Genomic DNA, 17,962 nt, shown 5'->3' with positions numbered 1-17,962 from the left:
GCCTCGTCGAAACGGCTAGTCGAACGTTTGCCGCGCCTGCCATTCGCGTTCCGATGCCGCGGCGGCTTCCTGGCGGCGGTAATAGCGCTCGAGCACGTAGCGCGCCGTCGCGCCGTGCAGCACGACGGAAACGACGATCGCGTCGAGGGCCGCGGGCAGCACGGGCTGCAGCGCGTCGCCAGCCTGGTCGAGGCCCCATACCGCGTAATAGAACGCGCCCACGCCGCGTATGCCCATCCAGGCCATGAGAAGGCGCTGCGAACGATCCGCGTTCGCGCCCGCCATCGCGGCAAACACGGCCAGCGGCCGCACGACGAACACCAGTGCGAGCGCGCACAGCATCGCGCGCAGGTCGAGCATGTCGCGCCAATGCGCGGAAATCACGCAGCCAATAATCAGTAATACCGAGAATTCCGCGAAGCGCTCGATTTCCAGCGTGAACCCCGTCATGCCTTCGGCGAGCCAGGCATGCGCACGCTCGGGGTCTTTTGCCACCTCGGTGCGCTCGCCCAACTGCACGTCTTCCAGCGCTTGCGCGGGGCGGCGCTCGCCCGTCGCGCGCAATTCCTCGTGACGCAACGCCACGCCCGCTGCGAACACCGCCACGAACGCGTAGGCGTGCAACAGCAACGCCACGCCATAGGACACCGACATGAGCCCGATCGCGATGAAGCCGTCGAGCCCCACCGCTTCGCCGTAGCGCGTGCGCAGATGAAGTACCAGCCGTACGCAGAGCGTGCCGAACATCACGCCGACCAGCAGCGCGCCCGCGATCCCCCACGCAACCGACAACGCAAATGCGGCGGCGCTTTGCGTTCCGGCTGTGCGCACGCCGAGCAGCGCGAGGCCGAGCAGCGCGAACGGCATGGCCGCGCCATCGTTGAGCCCGCCCTCGCCCGAAAGCGCGAACCGCACGGGCTCGGCGTCGCCCGCTTCGTGCACGCGCAGCTCGTTGGCGAGCACCGGATCGGTCGGCGCCAGCGCGGCGGCAAGGAACAGCGCCACGCCGCTCGCCGCGCCCGTCGCCACGCCGAACGCGAACATCAGCGCGACGCTGACCACCATCGCCACCACGCCGAGGCGCACTGGCAGGCGCCAGAGCCGGTCGCGCAGCCGCACGCGCAAATGCATGCCCACCGAAAACAGCGAGATGACGAGTCCGGCCTCCGCCACCACGGAAAGCGTGCGCACGTTCTTCGCGAGGTCGGTATGGACGAGGCCGAGCAGGCCCGGTCCCGCCACGATTCCCACGACCAGGTAGATCATCGCGCCCGTGAGCGGCAGGCGCGCGATGGGACCGCGCGCAAGTGCCACGAACATCAGCAGTACGCCGACCAGCAGAAACCACAGCGCTTCCTCCCGCATCGGAAACCGTCCCCCTTGTCGATCGTTGCGGCGGCGCGCCGGGCGCCGCCCGCGCGCGGATGACACCTCGGCTGCGCAACATCCATGCCGCCGATTCGCGCCACTCCGCACCGCCTGCCCCGCACGCGCGGTACGCCGGTTGCGCACCGCTGGACGACCCCACACAGACCGGCGTGCGCCGCATGCCGTTCGCTCAGGGAGGCCCGATGAAGCCGTGCTGCCTTGTTTTCACGCTATGCGCCGCGCTCGCCGCGACGGGCGCGCGCGCCCAGACACCCCCGGGGCCGCCCCTCGGCGCTTCGGTCACCCCCGACGGCCTGAGCGACGCAGGCTCGCCGCAAACGCTGGGCCGCAAAGCGGCCGATACGGTCGTCACGGCCAAGGTCAAGGCCGCGCTCGCGAGCGCGAAGAACGTCGATTCGAGCGACATTCGCGTAAGCACCCAGGACGGCACGGTCACGCTGAGCGGCGCCGTGCCGCAGCGCGCGCAGCGGGACGAGGTGAGCCGCATCGCCGCGCGCATCGACGGCGTAGCGGCGGTTCGCAACGCGCTCGCCGTGGACGAGGCGCCCCAATGACGTCGCGCGCGCCCGAGCGGGGCCAGCGGCATGACGTATCGCGTACGTCGAAGCGTACGTCCGCCGGAACGCAGGCCGACCTGCAGCAGGAGCCCGAATCGCTCGACGCCTGCCGGCGCTGCACGCTCTGGCGCGACGCCACCCATGCGGTGCCCGGCGCGGGCAGTTCGCACGCCACGCTGATGCTCGTCGGCGAGCAGCCCGGCGACAGCGAGGACCGCGTGGGCCTGCCTTTCGTCGGGCCTGCGGGCGTGCTGCTCGATACCGTGCTCGAAGAGGCGGGCGTGGCGCGCAAGACCGTCTACGTGACCAACGCGGTCAAGCACTTCAAATGGGAACTGCGCGGGAAGCGCCGCTTGCACAAGACGCCCGGACAGCGCGAAGTGGAAGCCTGTGCATACTGGCTCGACCGCGAACTCGCGCAGGTGAAGCCGAAGGTCGTCGTCGCGCTCGGCGCGACCGCGCTGCGCGCGGTGCTGCACGATCCGAGCGCACGCCTGAACGCGCACATGGAGCACCCCGCGCGTATCGGCGAGCTTGTGGTGGTGGCGACGTGGCACCCGTCATACGTGTTGCGCGCGTCGAGTTCGGAAGCCCGCGAAGCGGCGCGCGCGCAGATGGTCGACGCGCTGCGCCACGCGCACTCGCTCGCGGCCAGCCGCTAGCGCCGCGGCAACGCCCGGCACCTCGCGCGGCGGCGCCTCATTGGCCGGCCACGAGCGGCAGCGCCTTGACGAAGCACCGGACGTCGCTCGCGCCCGCACAGTCGGCGAACGGCTCGGCCCGCTCGTAACCGTGCCGCCGACAAAAGGCGATGGCGCGCCGGTTCGCCTCGCGGGCCTGCAGTATGGCGCGCCGGTAGCCGGCCCCGATGGCTATTGCTTCGAGGAACTGAAGAATCGCCGCACCGGTTCCGGGCCATTCGGGCCGCCGGTAGAGGCAGCGGAACTCCGCCACCTCGAACGAGAAACGGCACAGTGCGCCGCAGCCTATCGCGAAGCCGTCCGTCGTGCGTGCCACGACGAAGGCGCTGCGCACCGTGCACAGATCTTCCGCGTCGAACAGCGATGACGGAGTGGGTGCGCAGTAGAGCGCCAGGGTGGCGCTCATCTCGTCGAGCAGAACGCGTGCGTCCAGCGTGCAAGCATTTTCTCGCCGCACCACGGCGATCGTCGATATGTCTTTCATTGCCCATGTCCTCCCGATCTTGTTTGCAACGTCGTGCGCAAGGAGAGTGCCGGCGCGCCGCGCAGCCCAGGCGCGCGCGTTGCTGAGCAGTCGATGCATCACCGCCGCGCGTCCGACAGCCGCTTCGTCGCCGCGCTGTCGATGCAACCGCGTCACACACTCTTCCCATTCAGGAGCCCATCATGGCGATGAACCCCGATTCCCCGCAAACCGGCGCGCGTATTGTCGGCAAAGGCAGTGAGACCGCCGCCGGCCCCGGCCCGTACATCATGGCGTCGAGCACGCTCGAAGGCGATCGCGTATACAGTTCGGATAACGAAGAACTAGGCAAGGTCAAGCAGATCATGCTGGACGTCGAGCGCGGAAGGATCGCCTACGCGGTCATGTCGAGCGGCGGCTTTCTCGGCATTGGCGACAAGCTGCTGGCGTTGCCCTGGGCCGCGCTCACGCTCGATACCTCCCGCAAATGCTTCGTGCTCAACGTGAATGCGGAACGCGTCAAGAATGCGCCGGGCTTCGACAAGGACCACTGGCCTTCCATGGCCGACATCGGCTGGGCCACCACGTTGCACGAGTATTACGGCACGCACGCGCATTGGGAGGACGACCCGCTTGCGGGCGGCCCGCAGCCTTGATCCGCGTGCGCCACTCCCGGCGGAGGGCATGAAGCCCTGATCGATGCCGACCGGGTCCGCCGCGAGCGGACCCGAGTCAGACGGGGGCTGCCCGAAGGTATGCGGCTTGCGGAATCTTCGTCAATCCACGTAAAGGGCGGGAGTCCACCATGTCCGATTGGCCCCGGCGCTGGCAGGCGGAACTCGACGCGTTGCTCGCCAACGAGTCGTTGCCTCTCGACGCGACGACGCTCCCGCACGCGGCGCGGCGTCTATCGACGGTGTTCCCGGCGCTCCCGCAGCCCGGCGCGGGCAACACGCTCGCGCGATGGCAGTTTCTCGCCAGCGTGGCCGCGCGCGATCTCGCGCTCGTGAAGATTTATGAAGCGCACGCCGACGCGTGCGCGATTCTCGCCGATTTGTCCGCGAGCGGGCGCGTGGAAAACACTTCGCCGCTTTCGCCAGCGCCGTCTTCGCCTTCCCTCTGGGCCGTCTGGGCGGCGCGCGCGCCGCGCAACGACGTGCGCTTCGCGTTGCGCGACGGCACGCATGTGCGCCTCGGCGGCACGAAGGCGTGGTGCTCGGGCGCGCACTTCGTCACCCATGCGCTCGTGACCTGCGTCGATGCGGACGGCCTCGACTGGCTCGCCGCCGTGCCCATGGACCAGCCGGGCGTGACGGTCAGCGCGCGCGGGTGGGAAGCGGTCGGCATGGCGGTCACGCAAAGCGTCGAAGTCGATTTCGCCGATGCGCACGCAACCCTCGTCGCCGCGCCTCGGGCCTATGTATGCCGGCCCGGTTTCTGGCACGGCGCGGCGGGCATCGCGGCTTGCTGGTACGGTGCCACCGCGGCGCTCGCCGTGCGCCTGCGCGACGCCGCCGAACGCCGCGACGATCCGCATTTGCGCGCGCATCTCGGCGCTGCCGACGTGGCGCTCGTCGCCGCTCGCGCGTGCCTGCGAGAATGCGCCGACGAGATCGACGCCGCACCGCATGCCGATGCAAAGCGGCTCGCGCTGCGCGCGCGCGGCGCGGTGGAGAGCGCCGTTGACAGCACGCTGCGCGCCTGCGCACGCGCACTGGGCGCGGCGCCGTTGTGCCGCGATCGCTGGTTCGCGCGCATGGCTACCGACCTGCCGGTCTTCGTGCGCCAGAGCCACGCGGAAGCCGACCTCGCCACCCTGGCCTCGGCGATTCTTGCATCCGGCGAAGACTGGCGGCTATGAGCGCGCCGCATCTTGAGGATAACGATGGATTGCCCACCTGTTTCGCTCGCCGGCTACTTCGACGACAAATTCGCCGCCAACGCCGACCCCTGGCGATATCGGGAAAGCTGGTACGAAGCGCGCAAACGCGCGCTGCTGCTCGCCGCGCTGCCGCGCGCGCGTTATCGCGGCGTGTTCGAGCCGGGCTGCGCGATCGGGGCCTTGTCGGCCGAGCTGGCGCGGCGCTGCGAACATCTGCTCTGCGCGGACCTGGCGCCGCGCGCGGTCGCCACCGCGCGAGCGCGGCTCGCCGCGTTCCCGCATGCCGACGTGCAAACACTGGCGATGCCCCATGACTGGCCCGCCGGCCGCTTCGATCTCATCGTGGTGAGCGAGTTCGCCTACTACCTGAATGCCGCCGATTGCACGGCGCTCGCCGCGCTTGCCGCATCCTCGCTAGAGACCCGAGGCACGCTCGCATGCTGCCACTGGCGTCATGGCGGAGAGACATGGATGCTGGAAAGCGCTCAGGTTCACGGCATATTCGCGCAGGCTGCGGCCAATGCTTTGCTGCATGGCGTGGTCCAGATCGAGGACGCGGATTTCCTGCTCGACGTCTGGAGCCGCGATGCATTGAGCGTCGCGCATCGGGAACACGCCTGAACGACCGATCGCTCACGGCGCGACGGACGGCTCGCTGTCGCTCACGCCGTCCGCCCAGGCCGCGAGCGTGTCGCCGAAGCCGCCGCGCACGCGAGGATCGAGACGCCCGCTCGTGACCACGCGCGGCGCGGCGCTCCACGCGAGCGTGGCACCCGTCGCGATCAGCAGATCGACCAGCGCGACGTCTTCGCTGCACGCGAGCGGCGGGAAACCGCCCGCCCGCAAATAGGCGTGCGCAGCCACCCCGAGGTTCGCGCCATGCACGTGGCGATGCCCGTCCGCGTCGCAGTACCGGCGCGCCCATGTGGCGCGCGCGCCGGGTGCGAGCGCACGCCAGTCGTCCACGCTTACCGGCCCGCACACGGCGTCGGCGCCGGTTGAAAGCTGCGCGACGAGCCAGTCCGGCGCGACGCGGCTGTCCGCGTCGGTGAAGGCAAGCCAGCGGGCGCCGCGCGCGAGCAGCGCCTGAGCACCGGCCGCGCGCGCCACGCCGACGTTGCGCGCATCGACGCACAAGCGGCCGAAGCCGAGTTCCGCGGCGATTAGCGGCGATGCGTCGGTGCAGGCGTCGAGCACCACGAGCGCGGTGACGGCTTCGCCCCGCAGCGACGGATGCGACGCGGCGCAACGCACCGAGCCAAGACACGCGGCGATCAACCGCGCTTCGTTGTGTGCGGGAATGACGACCCCAATCATTCGAACTCCCTGGTATTGGCCTGACATTGCGTCATGCCACCCGAAGTCCGATCGTGGCGTACGCGGCGAAGCGCAGACCGATCCGCTCGTGTGCCAACGGTGCTCGCGGCCGGTCTGACTCATCTCGATGAGCATGCCGGATGCCCGGAGAAACCACCATTTCCGCGCGCCTCAACTCCCCGGGCTGGCAATGTCGAGCCGCAACCGGTCATCGGCCGTCTCCCTGGCGGCGCGACGCGCTGCCGACTGGGTAACGTGCAGCGCAACCTGCGGAGAAGACAAGCGCGCATGCGCAGGCATCGCACTACCCTCAGCCGCCGTGGCGCCCCGTCTTGTCGATTTCCACGACGCGGACCGGTATCGATTTCGCGCCCGGCACCTTGCTCTCCTTCGCGTAATGCCAGAGCGGCAACAGCGGATTGCACTCCGGGTAATAGCCGGCGAGGCAACCGCGCGGCACGTCGTAGGGCATGGCGGCAAGCCCGGCGACTTCGCGCAGCACGCCGTCGTGCGCGACCGTGCGCAAGGTCACGTGGTCGCCGGAGTCGATGCCGCGCGCCGCCATGTCGTCGCGGTTCATCAGCAGCACCATGCGCGAGCCGCGCACGCCGCGAAAGCGGTCGTCGTGGTTGTAGAGCGTCGTGTTGAACTGGCCGTCCGCGCGCAGCGTCATGAGGCGCAGCGCGTCGGGTTCGCTTTCGCGCATGTCGGGATCTTCGCCCAGCGATTCGGGCACGCAGAACTCCGCCTTGCCGCTCTTCGTCTTCCATTTGCGCCCGCGCGCGGGCAGCGGCCGCACGAAGCCGCCCGGCGTCCACATGCGCGTTTCGATGTCATGGAACATCTCGGGCCAGGTCTTCGCCATCTCCGTGCGCACGCGCGAGTAATCCTCGCTCCAGGCACTCCAGTCGACCGTCGAACGCTCGCCGAGCGTCGCGCGCGCAAGCCCCGCCAGGATCGCCGGCTCCGAGCGCAGATGCGGCGAAGCCGGTTCCGCCACGCCGCGCGAGCCGTGAAAGCGCGCCGTGCTGTCTTCCATCGAGACGACCTGCTCGCGCCCGCCGCTGCGGTCGATCTCGATGCGGCTCAGGCACGGCAGCACGTAGGCGTTCTCCCCATGCGCGAGATGGCTGCGATTGAGCTTCGTCGCGATGTTGACGGTCAGCGGCAGGCTGCGCCACGCCGGTTCGGTGCACAGGCGGTCGGGCACGGAGCGCACGAGATTGCCGCCCAGGTTGATGACGGCGCGCACCTTGCCTTCGATCATCGCCTCGAAGGCTTCGATGGTGTTGAATCCCTTTTCGCGCGGCGGCTCGAAGCCGAACTGGCGCGCAAGCTGATCGAGCGGCGCAAGCTCCGGGTTTTCGGTGATGCCCACCGTGCGCTGACCCTGCACGTTCGAATGTCCGCGCACCGGCGAAGGCCCCGCGCCCGGCTTGCCCTCGTTACCGCGCAAAAAGAGCAGATTGCAGAGCATGCGGACGTTCTGCACACCCAGGCGATGCTGCGTGAGACCCATGCCGTAGTGCGCGATCACGGCGTTGGCCTGCATGTAGGCTCGCGCCGCCGCCTCGATCGACTCGCGCGCGAGGCCGCTCTCGCGCTCGATCTCGTCCCATGGCGTCGCGCGCACGTAAGCCGCGAAATCTTCGAAACCCACCGTATGCTCACTGATGAACGCCACGTCGAGCACGTCGGACGTGCCGTTCGCGAGCGCCTCGTCGTGAGCCGCGATCACGGCCTTGCACAGGCCCGCGAGCGCGGCGCTGTCGCCGCCCGGACGCACCTGATGATATTGCGTGCTGATCTGCGTGTCGCCAGGGATCAGCATGTCGCGCGGCGACTGCGGATTCGCGAACGCGACGAGTCCGGGCTCGCGCAGCGGATTGAACGTGATGATCGGCACCCCGCGCTTGCGCGCGTCCTGCAGTTGATGGAGCATGCGCGGACTGTTCGTGCCGACGTTCTGGCCGAAGAAGAACATGAGGTCGGTCTGCCCGAAATCGTCGAGGCCGATCGTGCCGACACCCACGCCGATCGCCTGTGTCAAGCCCACGCTCGTGCTCTCGTGGCACATGTTCGAGCTGTCCGGCAGATTGTTCGTGCCGTACATGCGGGCGAACAGCTGCAACATATAGGACGTTTCGAGCGAGGCGCGCCCCGAGGTGTAGAACACCACGCTGGCGGGATCGAGCTCGCGCAGTCGCGCGCCGATCGCCTCGAACGCCTCGTCCCACGAGACAGGGACGTAGCGGTCGCGCGCTGCGTCGTAGCGCATGGGCTCGGTCAGGCGTCCGGCGTCTTCGAGATCGTGATCGTGCCATTCGAGCAGCTCGCTCACCGTGTGCTGCTTGAAGAAGGCGCGGTCGGCGCGTTTGGCCGTGGTGTCCCAGGCGGTGGCTTTCGCGCCGCTTTCGCAGAATTCGAATGCGTGCGGATGCGCGGGCTTCGCCCACGAACAGCTCACGCACATGAAGCCATCGGGCTTGTTTTGATGCGGCAGGATCGCCGCGTCGCGCACGACGGCTTTCTCCTTCACCAGAATCTTCGTTACCGCCTTGAGCGAGCCCCAGCCACCCGAAGCATAGGGATAGACGTCGGACTTGCGTCCGGCCTCGGTGGTCCCGCTTTGCGGGGGATGTCGCGCCTTGTCCATGTCGTGCCTCGGCTTCAGTGCACTGGCGGACAGCGTCACCTCGTGGCCGCGATCCACAAGCGCTTCGTGTCAAATAGTGGACGATGCGTTCCGTTGCGCCATATCCCGCCACTGGCACGCGCGTAGCGCGGCGCAACCTGGGCTATGCGCATGGAAGGGGCTCGATGGTGACCGGACGCCTCGTCTCTCGCACCAATCTCGCACCAATCGTTCCCGCCGGCTGCGGCGGCGCGCCCGCGCTATTGCCCGGTTCCCGCCGAAGCGGCGCGCGCGGCCAGCGGCGCACTCGAAGCGAGCGCTTCGCGCACGGTGGCGACCTGCCCGTCCGATGACGCGACGACCGCGCCATGACTCGCCTTCATGCTGTCGTTGCCGGCGTCGTGAGCTTTCTTGCATGCGGGGGCGCCGCATCCCAGCGTCATCACCGCAAACACGACATAAGCGATCCGTTTCACTTTTCCGCTCCTGGCACTTTCGTGCGTACTGCCTGGTCCTTCGGGCGCAGTTCGTGTGCCCGTGCATCGACGCGTTCTCCGTCGCGCCCGCGCGTACCGTCGGGTACGCGGCATGCGCAACCCGTTTCATCGACGCCATCGACGCAATACGCGCCGTCCCGTTGCCTTGCCGCCGATAAGGATTCCTCTCATGACGCTGCTCGTCCCGACATATCGATCAAGATTCGCCGCGGCCATATTCGATCTGCTCGATCCCATTCCATATGGCTTTTTCGTCGGCACGCTCGTTTTCGACATTCTCTATGCGCTGACGCGCAATGTGTTCTGGGGCAAAGGCGCGGCCTGGCTCGTCACCACCGGGCTGTTCTTCGCCATCATTCCGCGCCTCATCAATCTGTGTCACGTGTGGATTCCGTCGCGCTACCCGGTCACGCGGATCGAGCGAGCCGACTTCTGGCTCAATCTGCTCGGCATCGCAGCGGCGATATTCAACGCGTTCGTTCACAGCCGCGATGCCTATGGCATGGTGCCGCTGAACGTGATCCTCTCGGCCATCACCGTCGCGCTGCTGGGTAGCGGACACTTGATCCGCGCGGTCGACAAGGTCGGCTTCAGGGAGGCGGCCCATGAATAGCGTGCTGATACGCAGCGTACTCGTCGCGGCGATTGCCGGCATGAGCGGATGCAACGACCACGCGCAATACGATCCCGCCCAGCAAGCGGGAACGAATCCGCCGATGCCCGGCGCGCGCGCTTTTCTCGCCCCGCCGATGCAGGTGCCGAAGTTCGTGGGATGGCGGGACGGCGCGGCGCCCAAGGTCGCCGACGGCCTCAAGATCGAAAAAATCGCCTCGGGGCTCGCGCATCCGCGGCAAGTCTATGCGCTTCCCAACGGCGACATTCTGGTGGCCGAGTCGAACAGCCCGAACGAAGAAGCCGTGACGACACCCAAGCAGTTGATCGCCGGCTTGATTACCGAACGCTCGGGCAAGAAGGAAAACGGCGCCAATCGCATCACGCTGCTGCGCAAACGCGGCGACGGCAGCGGCCAATGGGACAAGCGCGATTTCATCGACGACCTGCATTCGCCGTTCGGCATGCAGTTGATCGGCAACACGCTCTATGTCGCCGATACCGATGCGATCCTGACGTTTCCGTACCAGCAGGGCGCGACGCATATCGCGGGGCCGGGGGTCGAGCTCGCCGACCTGCCCGACACGGTCAATCACCACTGGACCAAGGCGCTGCTCGCAAGCCCGGACGGCACGAAGCTCTATGTCGGCGTGGGCTCGAACAGCAACGTGGGCGAGAACGGCCTGGAAGTCGAATACCGGCGCGCGGACGTGCTCGAAGTCGATATCGCGACCGGGGGCAGCCGCATTTATGCCGCCGGAATACGCAATCCGACCGGACTGCAATGGGAGCCTAAAACGGGACGGCTTTGGGCAATCGCCAACGAACGCGACGAAATCGGCGCGGACCTCGTGCCCGACTACCTGACTTCCGTTCGCGAGGGCGCCTTCTACGGCTGGCCGTACAGCTATTACGGGCAACATGTCGATCGCCGCGCGCAGCCGCAGCGCCCTGACCTCGTGGCGAAGGCGATCGCGCCCGACTATGCGATCGGTTCGCACGTTGCGCCTCTCGGGCTGCTCTTCTATACCGGCAGCAACCTGCCGGCGCAGTACCGCGGCGGCGCATTCATCGGCGAACATGGCAGTTGGGACCGTTCGCCGCTGAGCGGCTACATGGTCGCCTACGTCGCATTCAGCAACGGCCAACCCGTCGGTGCGCCCAAGCCCGTCGTCACGGGCTTTGCATCCGCTGACGAAAAGCAGTTGTACGGCGCGCCCGTGGGCGTCGCCCAGGATCGCGACGGCGCATTGATCGTCGCCGACGACGTAGGCAACGCCGTCTGGCGCGTGAGCGGCGCAGGCGCGACCGCGCAGGTCGCCGCGCAATAAGCCCGCGAAGGGAGCGAGCGCCCTTCGCGCATCCGTCCGGCGGAACAGGCGGGCACGTCCGCCTCGCGCACCCCTCTGGTCTACCATCGGACATGCATCGCACTGTCATGCGACGAGGGGACCAACGTGGTCGAACAGGACCTTAGCCTCATTTACCGGAACTACCTGGACTGCCTGAATCGGCGCGATTGGGCGTCGCTCGGTCAGTTCGTCGCCGACGACGCCATTCACAACGGCCGGCTGATCGGACTGGCGGGTTATCGAGCCATGCTGGAACAGGATGTCCGCGAAATACCGGACCTGCGCTTCGATATCGAACTTCTGGTGGCACAACCGCCTTACCTCGCCAGTCGCCTGCGTTTCGACTGCACGCCTTCGCAAACCTTCCTCGGACTGCATGTCGGAGGCAAGCGGATATCGTTTCGGGAGAACGTTTTCTATGCGTTTCGAGGCGGGAAGATCGTCCAGGTGTGGTCCGTCATCGACAAGGCCATGATCGAGACGCAACTGTGATTGCAAAGGACTGCTATCGGTGCAGCGCCGCATGTTGACGCAGCGGCGATCAAGCTATCCCGGACGGTGCCCAGCCGAACCATGCGCCGTGCGATCCCGCCTCGAAGTGACTTGACCTGCATTTTCCGCCCCCCCGCGCAACGCCTGATCGACGACCGCACCGCTTACGCTCGGGGCATTGCCGACGAATTCGCGAAGTCGGTTGAAGCGGCTGGCGGCACCGTCGTCAAGCGCGACTACACGAACGACAATGCCCTCGATTTCTCCGCAATCCTCACTAATCCGAAAGACCTCCGTCCAGACGCGACATTCTACGACGGGGCGATGCGCAATCGTCACCGATGATCCGCAAGATGCGCCAGCTCGGCATCAAGACGGCGTTCGTGACCGGCGAGATGTCACGCTCGCCCACGTTCCTGAAGGTGGGCGGCGGTGCGGCCGAAGGTGCGATCGTCTACATGGGCGGTCTGCCCAAGGAAAAGATGCCGGGCTTCTCCAGCTACGCCGCGCGCTACAAGGCGCGCTTCGGCGAGGAGCCCATCGGCCCGCGAGCCATTTGTCCCGCGCGGCCACTTCGCAGTAGCGCCCCTCGTCGCTGCACGATTGCGCCGCAAAGGGCGCGATCGTGCAGTCGTCAATCTTTCCTGGTATCCGCGATCAGGATGTCCTAATGTCCAGTGATGCCGCGACCCGGCATGTCAGAACGGTATTCCCGATGCCATGCGTGTTGTCCGAACAACAATCCAGGAGACACCGATGAGAGATACCCGTTTCGTAGTCCGACGCAAGCAGGCGCTGCTCAGCGCCGCGATGGCGATAGCCTGCGTTGCGCTCGTGCCTGGCGCACGTGCCGGCGATTACAACGGCGGCCACGCGCAGCCGAACGGACTGCCGGCGTTCGTCGTGCCGGGCAGCCTGCAAACCACGAGCTACGACGGCGTCGACGACGATCTGCTGACCGCCGGCCTCGGAAAAACCGGTCTCGCCGGACCGCAGCCCGCCATCGCGAACGCCGCGGCGCCAACCGCATCCGAGTTGCGCAGGCTTGCCATCTGGTCGAACTATCGCGCGCTCGTCGATATCACCGCGAACGGCGGCTATGGCCGCTTCTGGGGGCCCAACGTCGATCTCTACGGCAACGACACGCTTGGCGAAGGGAAGATCGCGGGCGCCGAATATCTCGCGTATGCCGACGACGGCGCCGGCCGGCAAAACGTCAGCCTTCTCGTCCAGGTGCCGGCGAGCTTCGATCCGGCGAACCCATGCATCGTGACGGCAACGTCGTCGGGCTCGCGCGGCGTCTATGGCGCCATCTCGGCGGCCGGCGAATGGGGACTCAAGCGCGGCTGCGCGGTCGCCTATACCGACAAGGGCTCGGGCAACGGGGCGCACGAACTGATGACCGGCCTCGTCACGCTCATCGACGGCCGTCTCGCCGACGCCGCAACGGCCGGACGCGCCAGTCTGTTCACCGCGAACGTGCCGGCCGGCGCCCTGGCCGCGTATAACCAGAAGTACCCCGATCGCTATGCGTTCAAGCACGCGCATTCGCAGCAAAACCCGGAAGCGGACTGGGGCAAGGACACGCTCGAGGCCGTCCAGTTCGCGTACTGGGTGCTGAACCAGCAGTTCGCGCGACGCGTCGACGCGGCCAATCATGGCGTACGCTACGCGCCGGGCGACATCACGACGATCGCGGCGTCCGTGAGCAACGGCGGCGGCGCGGCGCTCGCGGCGGCCGAGCAGGATACGGGAAAGTGGATCACGGCGGTGGTGGTCGGCGAGCCGCAAATCAACGTACGAATGCCCGCCGACGCGCAGGTCAAGGAAGGCGGCCAGCGCATCGCGGCGGCCGGCAAACCGCTCGCCGACTACATGACGCTCGCCAACCTGCTCCAGCCGTGCGCCGCGCTCGCCGATGCCGCCGCCGGCGCGCCTTATCTCACGGCGCTGCCCGTTGCGGCGACAACGGCCATCCGCCAGGGCCGTTGCGCCTCGCTGGCGGCAGCGGGGGACATTCGCGGCAGCGACACGCAGGCGCAGGCGAACGACGCGCTCGCCCGTCTTCACGCCGCCGGCTACGAAGCCGATTCCGATCTTCTGCACGCGCCAATGTGGGACTCGCAGGCCGTGCCGGCCGTCGCGGTGACATACGCCGACGCATACACGCGCGCCAGTGTGCTCGACAATCTGTGCGGATTCAGCTTCGGCACGACAGATCCGTCGACGGGCGCAGCGGGCGTGGCGCCCGCCGTCTCGCCGATGCCGACCGTTTTCGGTTTGGGTAACGGCGTGCCGCCGACCAATGGTGTCAATCTCGTCTATAACGTTACGCCGCAAAACGGGGCCGACCACCGCCTCGCGACACCCGATGCCAGCTTCGCGGGCGCGGCATGCGTGCGGGCGCTCTGGACGAACGGCGACCCGCGCATGCGCAGGAGCGTTCAGGCGATCAGCGTGAATGCGAATCTGCATGGCAAGCCCACGATCATCGTTCAGGGCCGCAGCGATGCGCTCGTGCCGATCAATCATGCGTCGCGAGCGTATCTGGCAGCAAACAGCGAAAGAGAACGCTCGCGCAGCCAGGTGTCGCTTTACGAGGTGATGAACGGACAGCACTTCGATGCGTTTCTCGGCGTGCCAGGCTTCGATACCCGCTTCGTGCCCGTGCACTACTACAACCTCCAGGCGCTCAACCTGATGTGGAGTCACCTGAAGGACGGCACGCCGCTGCCGCCGTCGCAGGTGATCCGCACGATACCGCGCGGCGGCAGCCCTGGCGCGGCGCCGCCGCTGAGCGTGGCCAATCTGCCGGCCATCGTCGCGAATCCCGGCAGCAATGCGATTCGTGCGAACGACGGGACCGTGAACGTGCCGCATTGACGCCAACCCGTTGTTACCAATGTCGCAGCACCGTTGCACCTGTGTCAGCGCTCGCCGCCTACACTCCGGACCGTAGTCACCGGAAACGCACGCAAGGTGCGAAGGAGTCGCGAGATGAACAGGATGATTCCCGGCGTCGTATTGGGCGTGGCGGCATTGGCGGTGTCGGCAGCGGCGTCTGCGCACGTGGACGTAGCCATGGGTTTCGATGTGCCTGGTCCGGGCTACGCGCCGGTTCAGCCGGCTTACACGGCTGCGCCGCCCGCTGCGTACGCGGCCGCTCTGGTCGCGACGGACTGGCGCGACGACGATGACTGGCGCGCACGCCAGTGGCGCGAACACGAATGGCGCGAACACGAGCGGCGTGAGCATCAATGGCGCGAGCGCGAGTGGCATGATCGCGACCGCTGGGGCTATTGATCAGGGGACCGCTTTCCGTCGAGTCCGCTCGGGTGTTGTGCGGTTCCGGAGCAACGGCTCGCGAAATCGCACCGGACCTAAAAACCGTGCCTCGCGCTGATGGCCGCGCCCGTGTCGTGCGTATGCGTCAACGGAAGGTGCGCATCGGCCGATAGGTCCCAGTCGCCAACGGTGACGAGCGGAGGCATCTGCGGGTGGAGGGCCTGATACGGCACGCCGGAACCATTGCCTTGCGCGCCCGGCGTTCGCGCCTCGCCAGGCGCGACCTCGTGTGCGTCGGCGGTCTCATCTGGAGTGCCTGGCGTCGCGGCAGTCGTTTTCGCCAGATGCGCGCCGTACTCCTTTTCGAACGGCGACTGGTATTCGTACCGCGTCGAGATCGCAGGCAATGCGAGCGGTGGCGTGGACTGCCCAGGTACGGCCGCGGCAGCGTGACTGTGGGCGGCCTTCCGCGTGTGCTTCGCCTTGACGGGCTCGCCCGACGAAACCCCGGCGAGCGTCAGGAGAAAGACGGCGAGGAGCCATCCGCTGATCGGATGCTTCATGGAAACGAAATCGACAAGTGGGAAGCGGGGGCCGCGCACGGATGGCGTGCGGCGCCCGCACCTGGAGTCTAGAGCAACCACCGGTATGACCAATCAGGAGTTTCCCTCGCCCGCCGACGGCGAACCATCGCCGCCTGAGCGCGTGGGTCGCACGTGAGCAACCTGGCGCCAAAAAAACCTGGTTCGGCTTATCCCCGCATCGCCGGCAATATGTTCATGCCCTTTACGAAAACCCGCGACGTTCGCGGCGCACGACCGCCGGCTCCGATCAGCCACGCCGCGTCAGAACCGCTCGACCCGAAACGGCCGCGGGTCCACCACCGTCGGCGCGCCTGTCATCATTTCCGCGATCAGCCGCCCCGTGACCGGCCCGAGCGTGAGGCCATGATGCGCGTGGCCGAATGCGAACCAGAGGTCGTCGTGCCTGGGCGCGGGACCGATGACCGGCATCATGTCGGGCGTGCAGGGACGGCGGCCGAGCCACGGTTCGGCATCGAGTCGCGCGCCAAGCGGAAAGATGCCGCGGGCGAGCGGCTCGACGGCCTCGAGTTGAACGGGCGTTTTGGCCGTATCGCGCAAACCCAGTTCGACGCCTGTCGTGAGGCGGATGCCGCGCAGCATCGGCGTAATGAGGAAGCCGACTTCCGCGTCGAGAACGGGCTGGTTCAGCTGCGCACCATTCGCCGCCGCATAGTGCATGTGATAGCCGCGCTTCACCGCAAGCGGCAAGTCGTAGCCCAGCCTCGCCGTGAGATCGCCTGACCATGGCCCCATGGCAATGACCGCCGATTTTGCCAGCACGGGGCCGTCCTGCGTCGCGACACGCCACGACGGCTCGAGCGTCGAAGCGTCGCCGATCAGCACGCGTCCGCCGAGCTGCTCGAACAGCTTCGCGTAGGCCACGACGAGTCCGTTCGGATCGCTAACCGAATCGGAATCGGTATAGCGCACGCCGCCGATCAGCGCATGACTCAGCGCAGGCTCGGCGGCGCGCAGCGCCGCGACGTCCAGCGCTTCGTGGCTCACGCCGTACTCGCGCTGCCAGCGCTGCGCATCGGCAATGGCCGCATCCATGGCGGCAGCGCTGCGAAACACCTTCGTCCAGCCGTTGGTGCGCAACAGCGCCTGCGCCCCCGACGCCTCGATCAGCGCGCGATGCTCGGCGACACAATGCTCGATGAGCGTCGAATAATCGCGCGCGATGGCTGCGTGCCGGTCGGCGCGCGAATGGTGCCAGTAGCGATAAAGAAACGGCAGCAGCTTTGGCATGGCCGCCGGGTGATAGCGCACGTCCGTCGAGCGATTGCCCGCGTAGCGCAGGAGCGTGGAAAGATCGCGCGGAAAGGCATAGGGGTAGACGCCCTCGCGCTGAATCAGCCCGCCGTTGCCGTGCGAAGTTTCCATGCCGGGCGCCCTGCGGTCGACGAGCGCGACCGTCAAGCCGCGCCGCTGCAACTGCAAAGCCACCGATACGCCGACGATACCCGCGCCAAGCACGACCGAATCGTATTTCATCACGCAATGTCCCTCGCCAGATTACGCCGTGGCGAGCGCCGTGAGGCCGCTTCGACGTTGACCGGCGCGCCCGCCGTATCGGGCATTCGAGCCGCGAGATACGCAACGCCACTGGCGATCACGACCCGGCTCATGCGCACGCCGCATCGCAGTTCTTGAATCTCTTTGCTCATGTTCACACCGCCGAAAGACCGGAAGCGCCGCTGCCGGCCGGATTGTCGATGGAGGCGCGGTGACGATGGAAGTCAGCGCCGGATCCGGTTGCGCGAGCCGCGCGAGATCGGGGCTCGGGCGACTCGTCGGCGTATTCAGGTCGTCGCGGGAGAAAGGTAAATTCTCCTCTACGATGAAGCCCGCCACCGGGAACCGTCATTCTATGGCAAAGACCGCGGCAGGAAGCCGCGAAACGCATTGGCCGCGCGGAAAACAGGGACTACGCGCTTTTTGAACGACGCCGTTTTCGGGCTGTCGCTGGGCGACAGCCCGAACTTCGGTCGTGCCGTGGGTAGCTACGTTGCGCAAACAACGATCCCCCACCGGCTTCCCGAAACGCTTCGAGCAAGCGGACACGCTCGCGACGCCGCCGTATCCGTACGGCGGCGTCGCACGTTCATCGGCCGAGCATCGGCAGCTTGAGGCCCGCCTCGCGCGCGGTGTGCTGCGCCAGCTCGTAGCCGGCGTCCGCGTGACGCATCACCCCCG

Annotated in this window: 17 protein-coding genes and 1 pseudogene; 11 read left to right on the top strand and 7 right to left on the bottom strand. The window is 67.4% G+C overall.

Features of this window, described 5'->3' with window-relative positions; genetic code table 11:
• Window positions 1-15: 15 nt before the first annotated feature.
• Window positions 16-1,365, bottom strand: a complete 1,350-nt coding sequence (locus BLU17_RS29895; RefSeq protein ID WP_092005617.1) for a cation:proton antiporter domain-containing protein — start codon at window positions 1,363-1,365, stop codon at window positions 16-18.
• A 206-nt stretch (window positions 1,366-1,571) separates the two neighbouring features.
• Between BLU17_RS29895 and BLU17_RS29890 the strand changes: the two genes are divergently transcribed.
• Together BLU17_RS29890 and BLU17_RS29885 are read left to right on the top strand one after the other, a co-directional pair.
• Complete coding sequence (locus tag BLU17_RS29890; RefSeq protein WP_176929233.1) at window positions 1,572-1,943, top strand: BON domain-containing protein; 372 nt, start codon at window positions 1,572-1,574, stop codon at window positions 1,941-1,943.
• Window positions 1,940-2,608, top strand: a complete 669-nt coding sequence (locus tag BLU17_RS29885) for a UdgX family uracil-DNA binding protein (RefSeq protein ID WP_092005612.1) — start codon at window positions 1,940-1,942, stop codon at window positions 2,606-2,608. The genes BLU17_RS29890 and BLU17_RS29885 overlap by 4 nt, the downstream gene beginning before the upstream one ends.
• A gap of 37 nt (window positions 2,609-2,645) precedes the next feature.
• On the opposite strand, the gene BLU17_RS29880 is transcribed toward BLU17_RS29885, so the two are convergent.
• Window positions 2,646-3,230 carry a GNAT family N-acetyltransferase gene (locus BLU17_RS29880; RefSeq protein WP_176929232.1) on the bottom strand — a complete coding sequence of 195 codons (585 nt, stop codon included), beginning with the start codon at window positions 3,228-3,230 and terminating at the stop codon, window positions 2,646-2,648.
• An 83-nt stretch (window positions 3,231-3,313) separates the two neighbouring features.
• Between BLU17_RS29880 and BLU17_RS29875 the strand changes: the two genes are divergently transcribed.
• From BLU17_RS29875 to BLU17_RS29865, 3 genes are all read left to right on the top strand, one after another.
• The gene (locus BLU17_RS29875) at window positions 3,314-3,766 is read left to right on the top strand and encodes a PRC-barrel domain-containing protein (RefSeq protein ID WP_342713882.1); all 453 of its coding nucleotides are present in this window, start codon (window positions 3,314-3,316) and stop codon (window positions 3,764-3,766) included.
• A gap of 149 nt (window positions 3,767-3,915) precedes the next feature.
• Window positions 3,916-4,971: an acyl-CoA dehydrogenase family protein gene (locus tag BLU17_RS29870; RefSeq protein ID WP_245747077.1), complete on the top strand. Its 1,056-nt coding sequence runs from the start codon at window positions 3,916-3,918 to the stop codon at window positions 4,969-4,971.
• A 24-nt stretch (window positions 4,972-4,995) separates the two neighbouring features.
• Window positions 4,996-5,613, top strand: coding sequence for an SAM-dependent methyltransferase (locus BLU17_RS29865; protein ID WP_092005607.1), 618 nt, complete (start codon window positions 4,996-4,998; stop codon window positions 5,611-5,613).
• Between the two features lie 12 nt (window positions 5,614-5,625).
• Here BLU17_RS29865 and BLU17_RS29860 read toward each other — a convergent pair whose 3' ends face one another.
• The 3 genes from BLU17_RS29860 to BLU17_RS29850 form a co-directional block, all read right to left on the bottom strand.
• Window positions 5,626-6,309 (bottom strand): glycosyltransferase family 2 protein, encoded by a 684-nt coding sequence (locus BLU17_RS29860; RefSeq protein ID WP_092005604.1) that lies wholly within the window; start codon window positions 6,307-6,309, stop codon window positions 5,626-5,628.
• Window positions 6,310-6,619: 310 nt separating this feature from the next.
• Window positions 6,620-8,965 (bottom strand): FdhF/YdeP family oxidoreductase, encoded by a 2,346-nt coding sequence (locus BLU17_RS29855; protein WP_092005705.1) that lies wholly within the window; start codon window positions 8,963-8,965, stop codon window positions 6,620-6,622.
• 239 nt (window positions 8,966-9,204) lie between these two features.
• Complete coding sequence (locus BLU17_RS29850) at window positions 9,205-9,420, bottom strand: hypothetical protein (RefSeq protein ID WP_092005601.1); 216 nt, start codon at window positions 9,418-9,420, stop codon at window positions 9,205-9,207.
• Between the two features lie 190 nt (window positions 9,421-9,610).
• On the opposite strand from BLU17_RS29850, the gene BLU17_RS29845 reads away from it, so the two are divergent.
• The 6 genes and pseudogenes from BLU17_RS29845 (at window position 9,611) to BLU17_RS29820 (ending at window position 15,200) form a co-directional block, all read left to right on the top strand.
• A complete protein-coding gene (locus tag BLU17_RS29845) occupies window positions 9,611-10,054 on the top strand; it encodes a DUF2231 domain-containing protein (RefSeq protein WP_092005598.1) in 444 nt (147 codons plus the stop codon).
• Window positions 10,047-11,384, top strand: a complete 1,338-nt coding sequence (locus tag BLU17_RS29840; RefSeq protein WP_092005596.1) for a PQQ-dependent sugar dehydrogenase — start codon at window positions 10,047-10,049, stop codon at window positions 11,382-11,384. Before BLU17_RS29845 ends, BLU17_RS29840 begins: the two co-directional genes overlap by 8 nt.
• 126 nt (window positions 11,385-11,510) lie before the next feature.
• A complete protein-coding gene (locus BLU17_RS29835; RefSeq protein WP_092005593.1) occupies window positions 11,511-11,897 on the top strand; it encodes an ester cyclase in 387 nt (128 codons plus the stop codon).
• 144 nt (window positions 11,898-12,041) lie between these two features.
• A pseudogene (locus tag BLU17_RS29830) lies at window positions 12,042-12,439 on the top strand (ABC transporter substrate-binding protein); the annotation flags it as partial.
• Window positions 12,440-12,653: 214 nt separating this feature from the next.
• The gene (locus BLU17_RS29825; RefSeq protein WP_092005591.1) at window positions 12,654-14,780 is read left to right on the top strand and encodes a D-(-)-3-hydroxybutyrate oligomer hydrolase; all 2,127 of its coding nucleotides are present in this window, start codon (window positions 12,654-12,656) and stop codon (window positions 14,778-14,780) included.
• Window positions 14,781-14,894: 114 nt separating this feature from the next.
• The gene (locus BLU17_RS29820) at window positions 14,895-15,200 is read left to right on the top strand and encodes a hypothetical protein (protein ID WP_092005588.1); all 306 of its coding nucleotides are present in this window, start codon (window positions 14,895-14,897) and stop codon (window positions 15,198-15,200) included.
• Window positions 15,201-15,277: 77 nt separating this feature from the next.
• On the opposite strand, the gene BLU17_RS29815 is transcribed toward BLU17_RS29820, so the two are convergent.
• Both BLU17_RS29815 and BLU17_RS29810 read right to left on the bottom strand, forming a co-directional pair.
• A complete protein-coding gene (locus BLU17_RS29815) occupies window positions 15,278-15,745 on the bottom strand; it encodes a hypothetical protein (protein WP_092005585.1) in 468 nt (155 codons plus the stop codon).
• A gap of 282 nt (window positions 15,746-16,027) precedes the next feature.
• Entirely contained in the window at window positions 16,028-17,260 is a 1,233-nt protein-coding gene (locus BLU17_RS29810) for an NAD(P)/FAD-dependent oxidoreductase (protein WP_092005582.1), read from the bottom strand.
• Window positions 17,261-17,962: the final 702 nt, after the last annotated feature.

The organism is Paraburkholderia lycopersici (assembly GCF_900096975.1).
GTDB classification, from domain to species: Bacteria; Pseudomonadota; Gammaproteobacteria; order Burkholderiales; family Burkholderiaceae; genus Paraburkholderia; species Paraburkholderia lycopersici.
This window is presented reverse-complemented; position numbering and strand designations above follow the sequence as displayed.

Bases quoted from the DNA above. Each gene is read 5' to 3' on its own strand.
- BLU17_RS29895 (WP_092005617.1), bottom strand. From the start codon at position 1,365: ATGCGGGAGGAAGCGCTGTGGTTTCTGCTGGTCGGCGTACTGCTGATG.
- BLU17_RS29890 (WP_176929233.1), top strand. From the start codon at position 1,572: ATGAAGCCGTGCTGCCTTGTTTTCACGCTATGCGCCGCGCTCGCCGCG.
- BLU17_RS29885 (WP_092005612.1), top strand. From the start codon at position 1,940: ATGACGTCGCGCGCGCCCGAGCGGGGCCAGCGGCATGACGTATCGCGT.
- BLU17_RS29880 (WP_176929232.1), bottom strand. From the start codon at position 3,230: ATGCATCGACTGCTCAGCAACGCGCGCGCCTGGGCTGCGCGGCGCGCC.
- BLU17_RS29875 (WP_342713882.1), top strand. From the start codon at position 3,314: ATGGCGATGAACCCCGATTCCCCGCAAACCGGCGCGCGTATTGTCGGC.
- BLU17_RS29870 (WP_245747077.1), top strand. From the start codon at position 3,916: ATGTCCGATTGGCCCCGGCGCTGGCAGGCGGAACTCGACGCGTTGCTC.
- BLU17_RS29865 (WP_092005607.1), top strand. From the start codon at position 4,996: ATGGATTGCCCACCTGTTTCGCTCGCCGGCTACTTCGACGACAAATTC.
- BLU17_RS29860 (WP_092005604.1), bottom strand. From the start codon at position 6,309: ATGATTGGGGTCGTCATTCCCGCACACAACGAAGCGCGGTTGATCGCC.
- BLU17_RS29855 (WP_092005705.1), bottom strand. From the start codon at position 8,965: ATGGACAAGGCGCGACATCCCCCGCAAAGCGGGACCACCGAGGCCGGA.
- BLU17_RS29845 (WP_092005598.1), top strand. From the start codon at position 9,611: ATGACGCTGCTCGTCCCGACATATCGATCAAGATTCGCCGCGGCCATA.
- BLU17_RS29840 (WP_092005596.1), top strand. From the start codon at position 10,047: ATGAATAGCGTGCTGATACGCAGCGTACTCGTCGCGGCGATTGCCGGC.
- BLU17_RS29825 (WP_092005591.1), top strand. From the start codon at position 12,654: ATGAGAGATACCCGTTTCGTAGTCCGACGCAAGCAGGCGCTGCTCAGC.
- BLU17_RS29820 (WP_092005588.1), top strand. From the start codon at position 14,895: ATGAACAGGATGATTCCCGGCGTCGTATTGGGCGTGGCGGCATTGGCG.
- BLU17_RS29815 (WP_092005585.1), bottom strand. From the start codon at position 15,745: ATGAAGCATCCGATCAGCGGATGGCTCCTCGCCGTCTTTCTCCTGACG.
- BLU17_RS29810 (WP_092005582.1), bottom strand. From the start codon at position 17,260: ATGAAATACGATTCGGTCGTGCTTGGCGCGGGTATCGTCGGCGTATCG.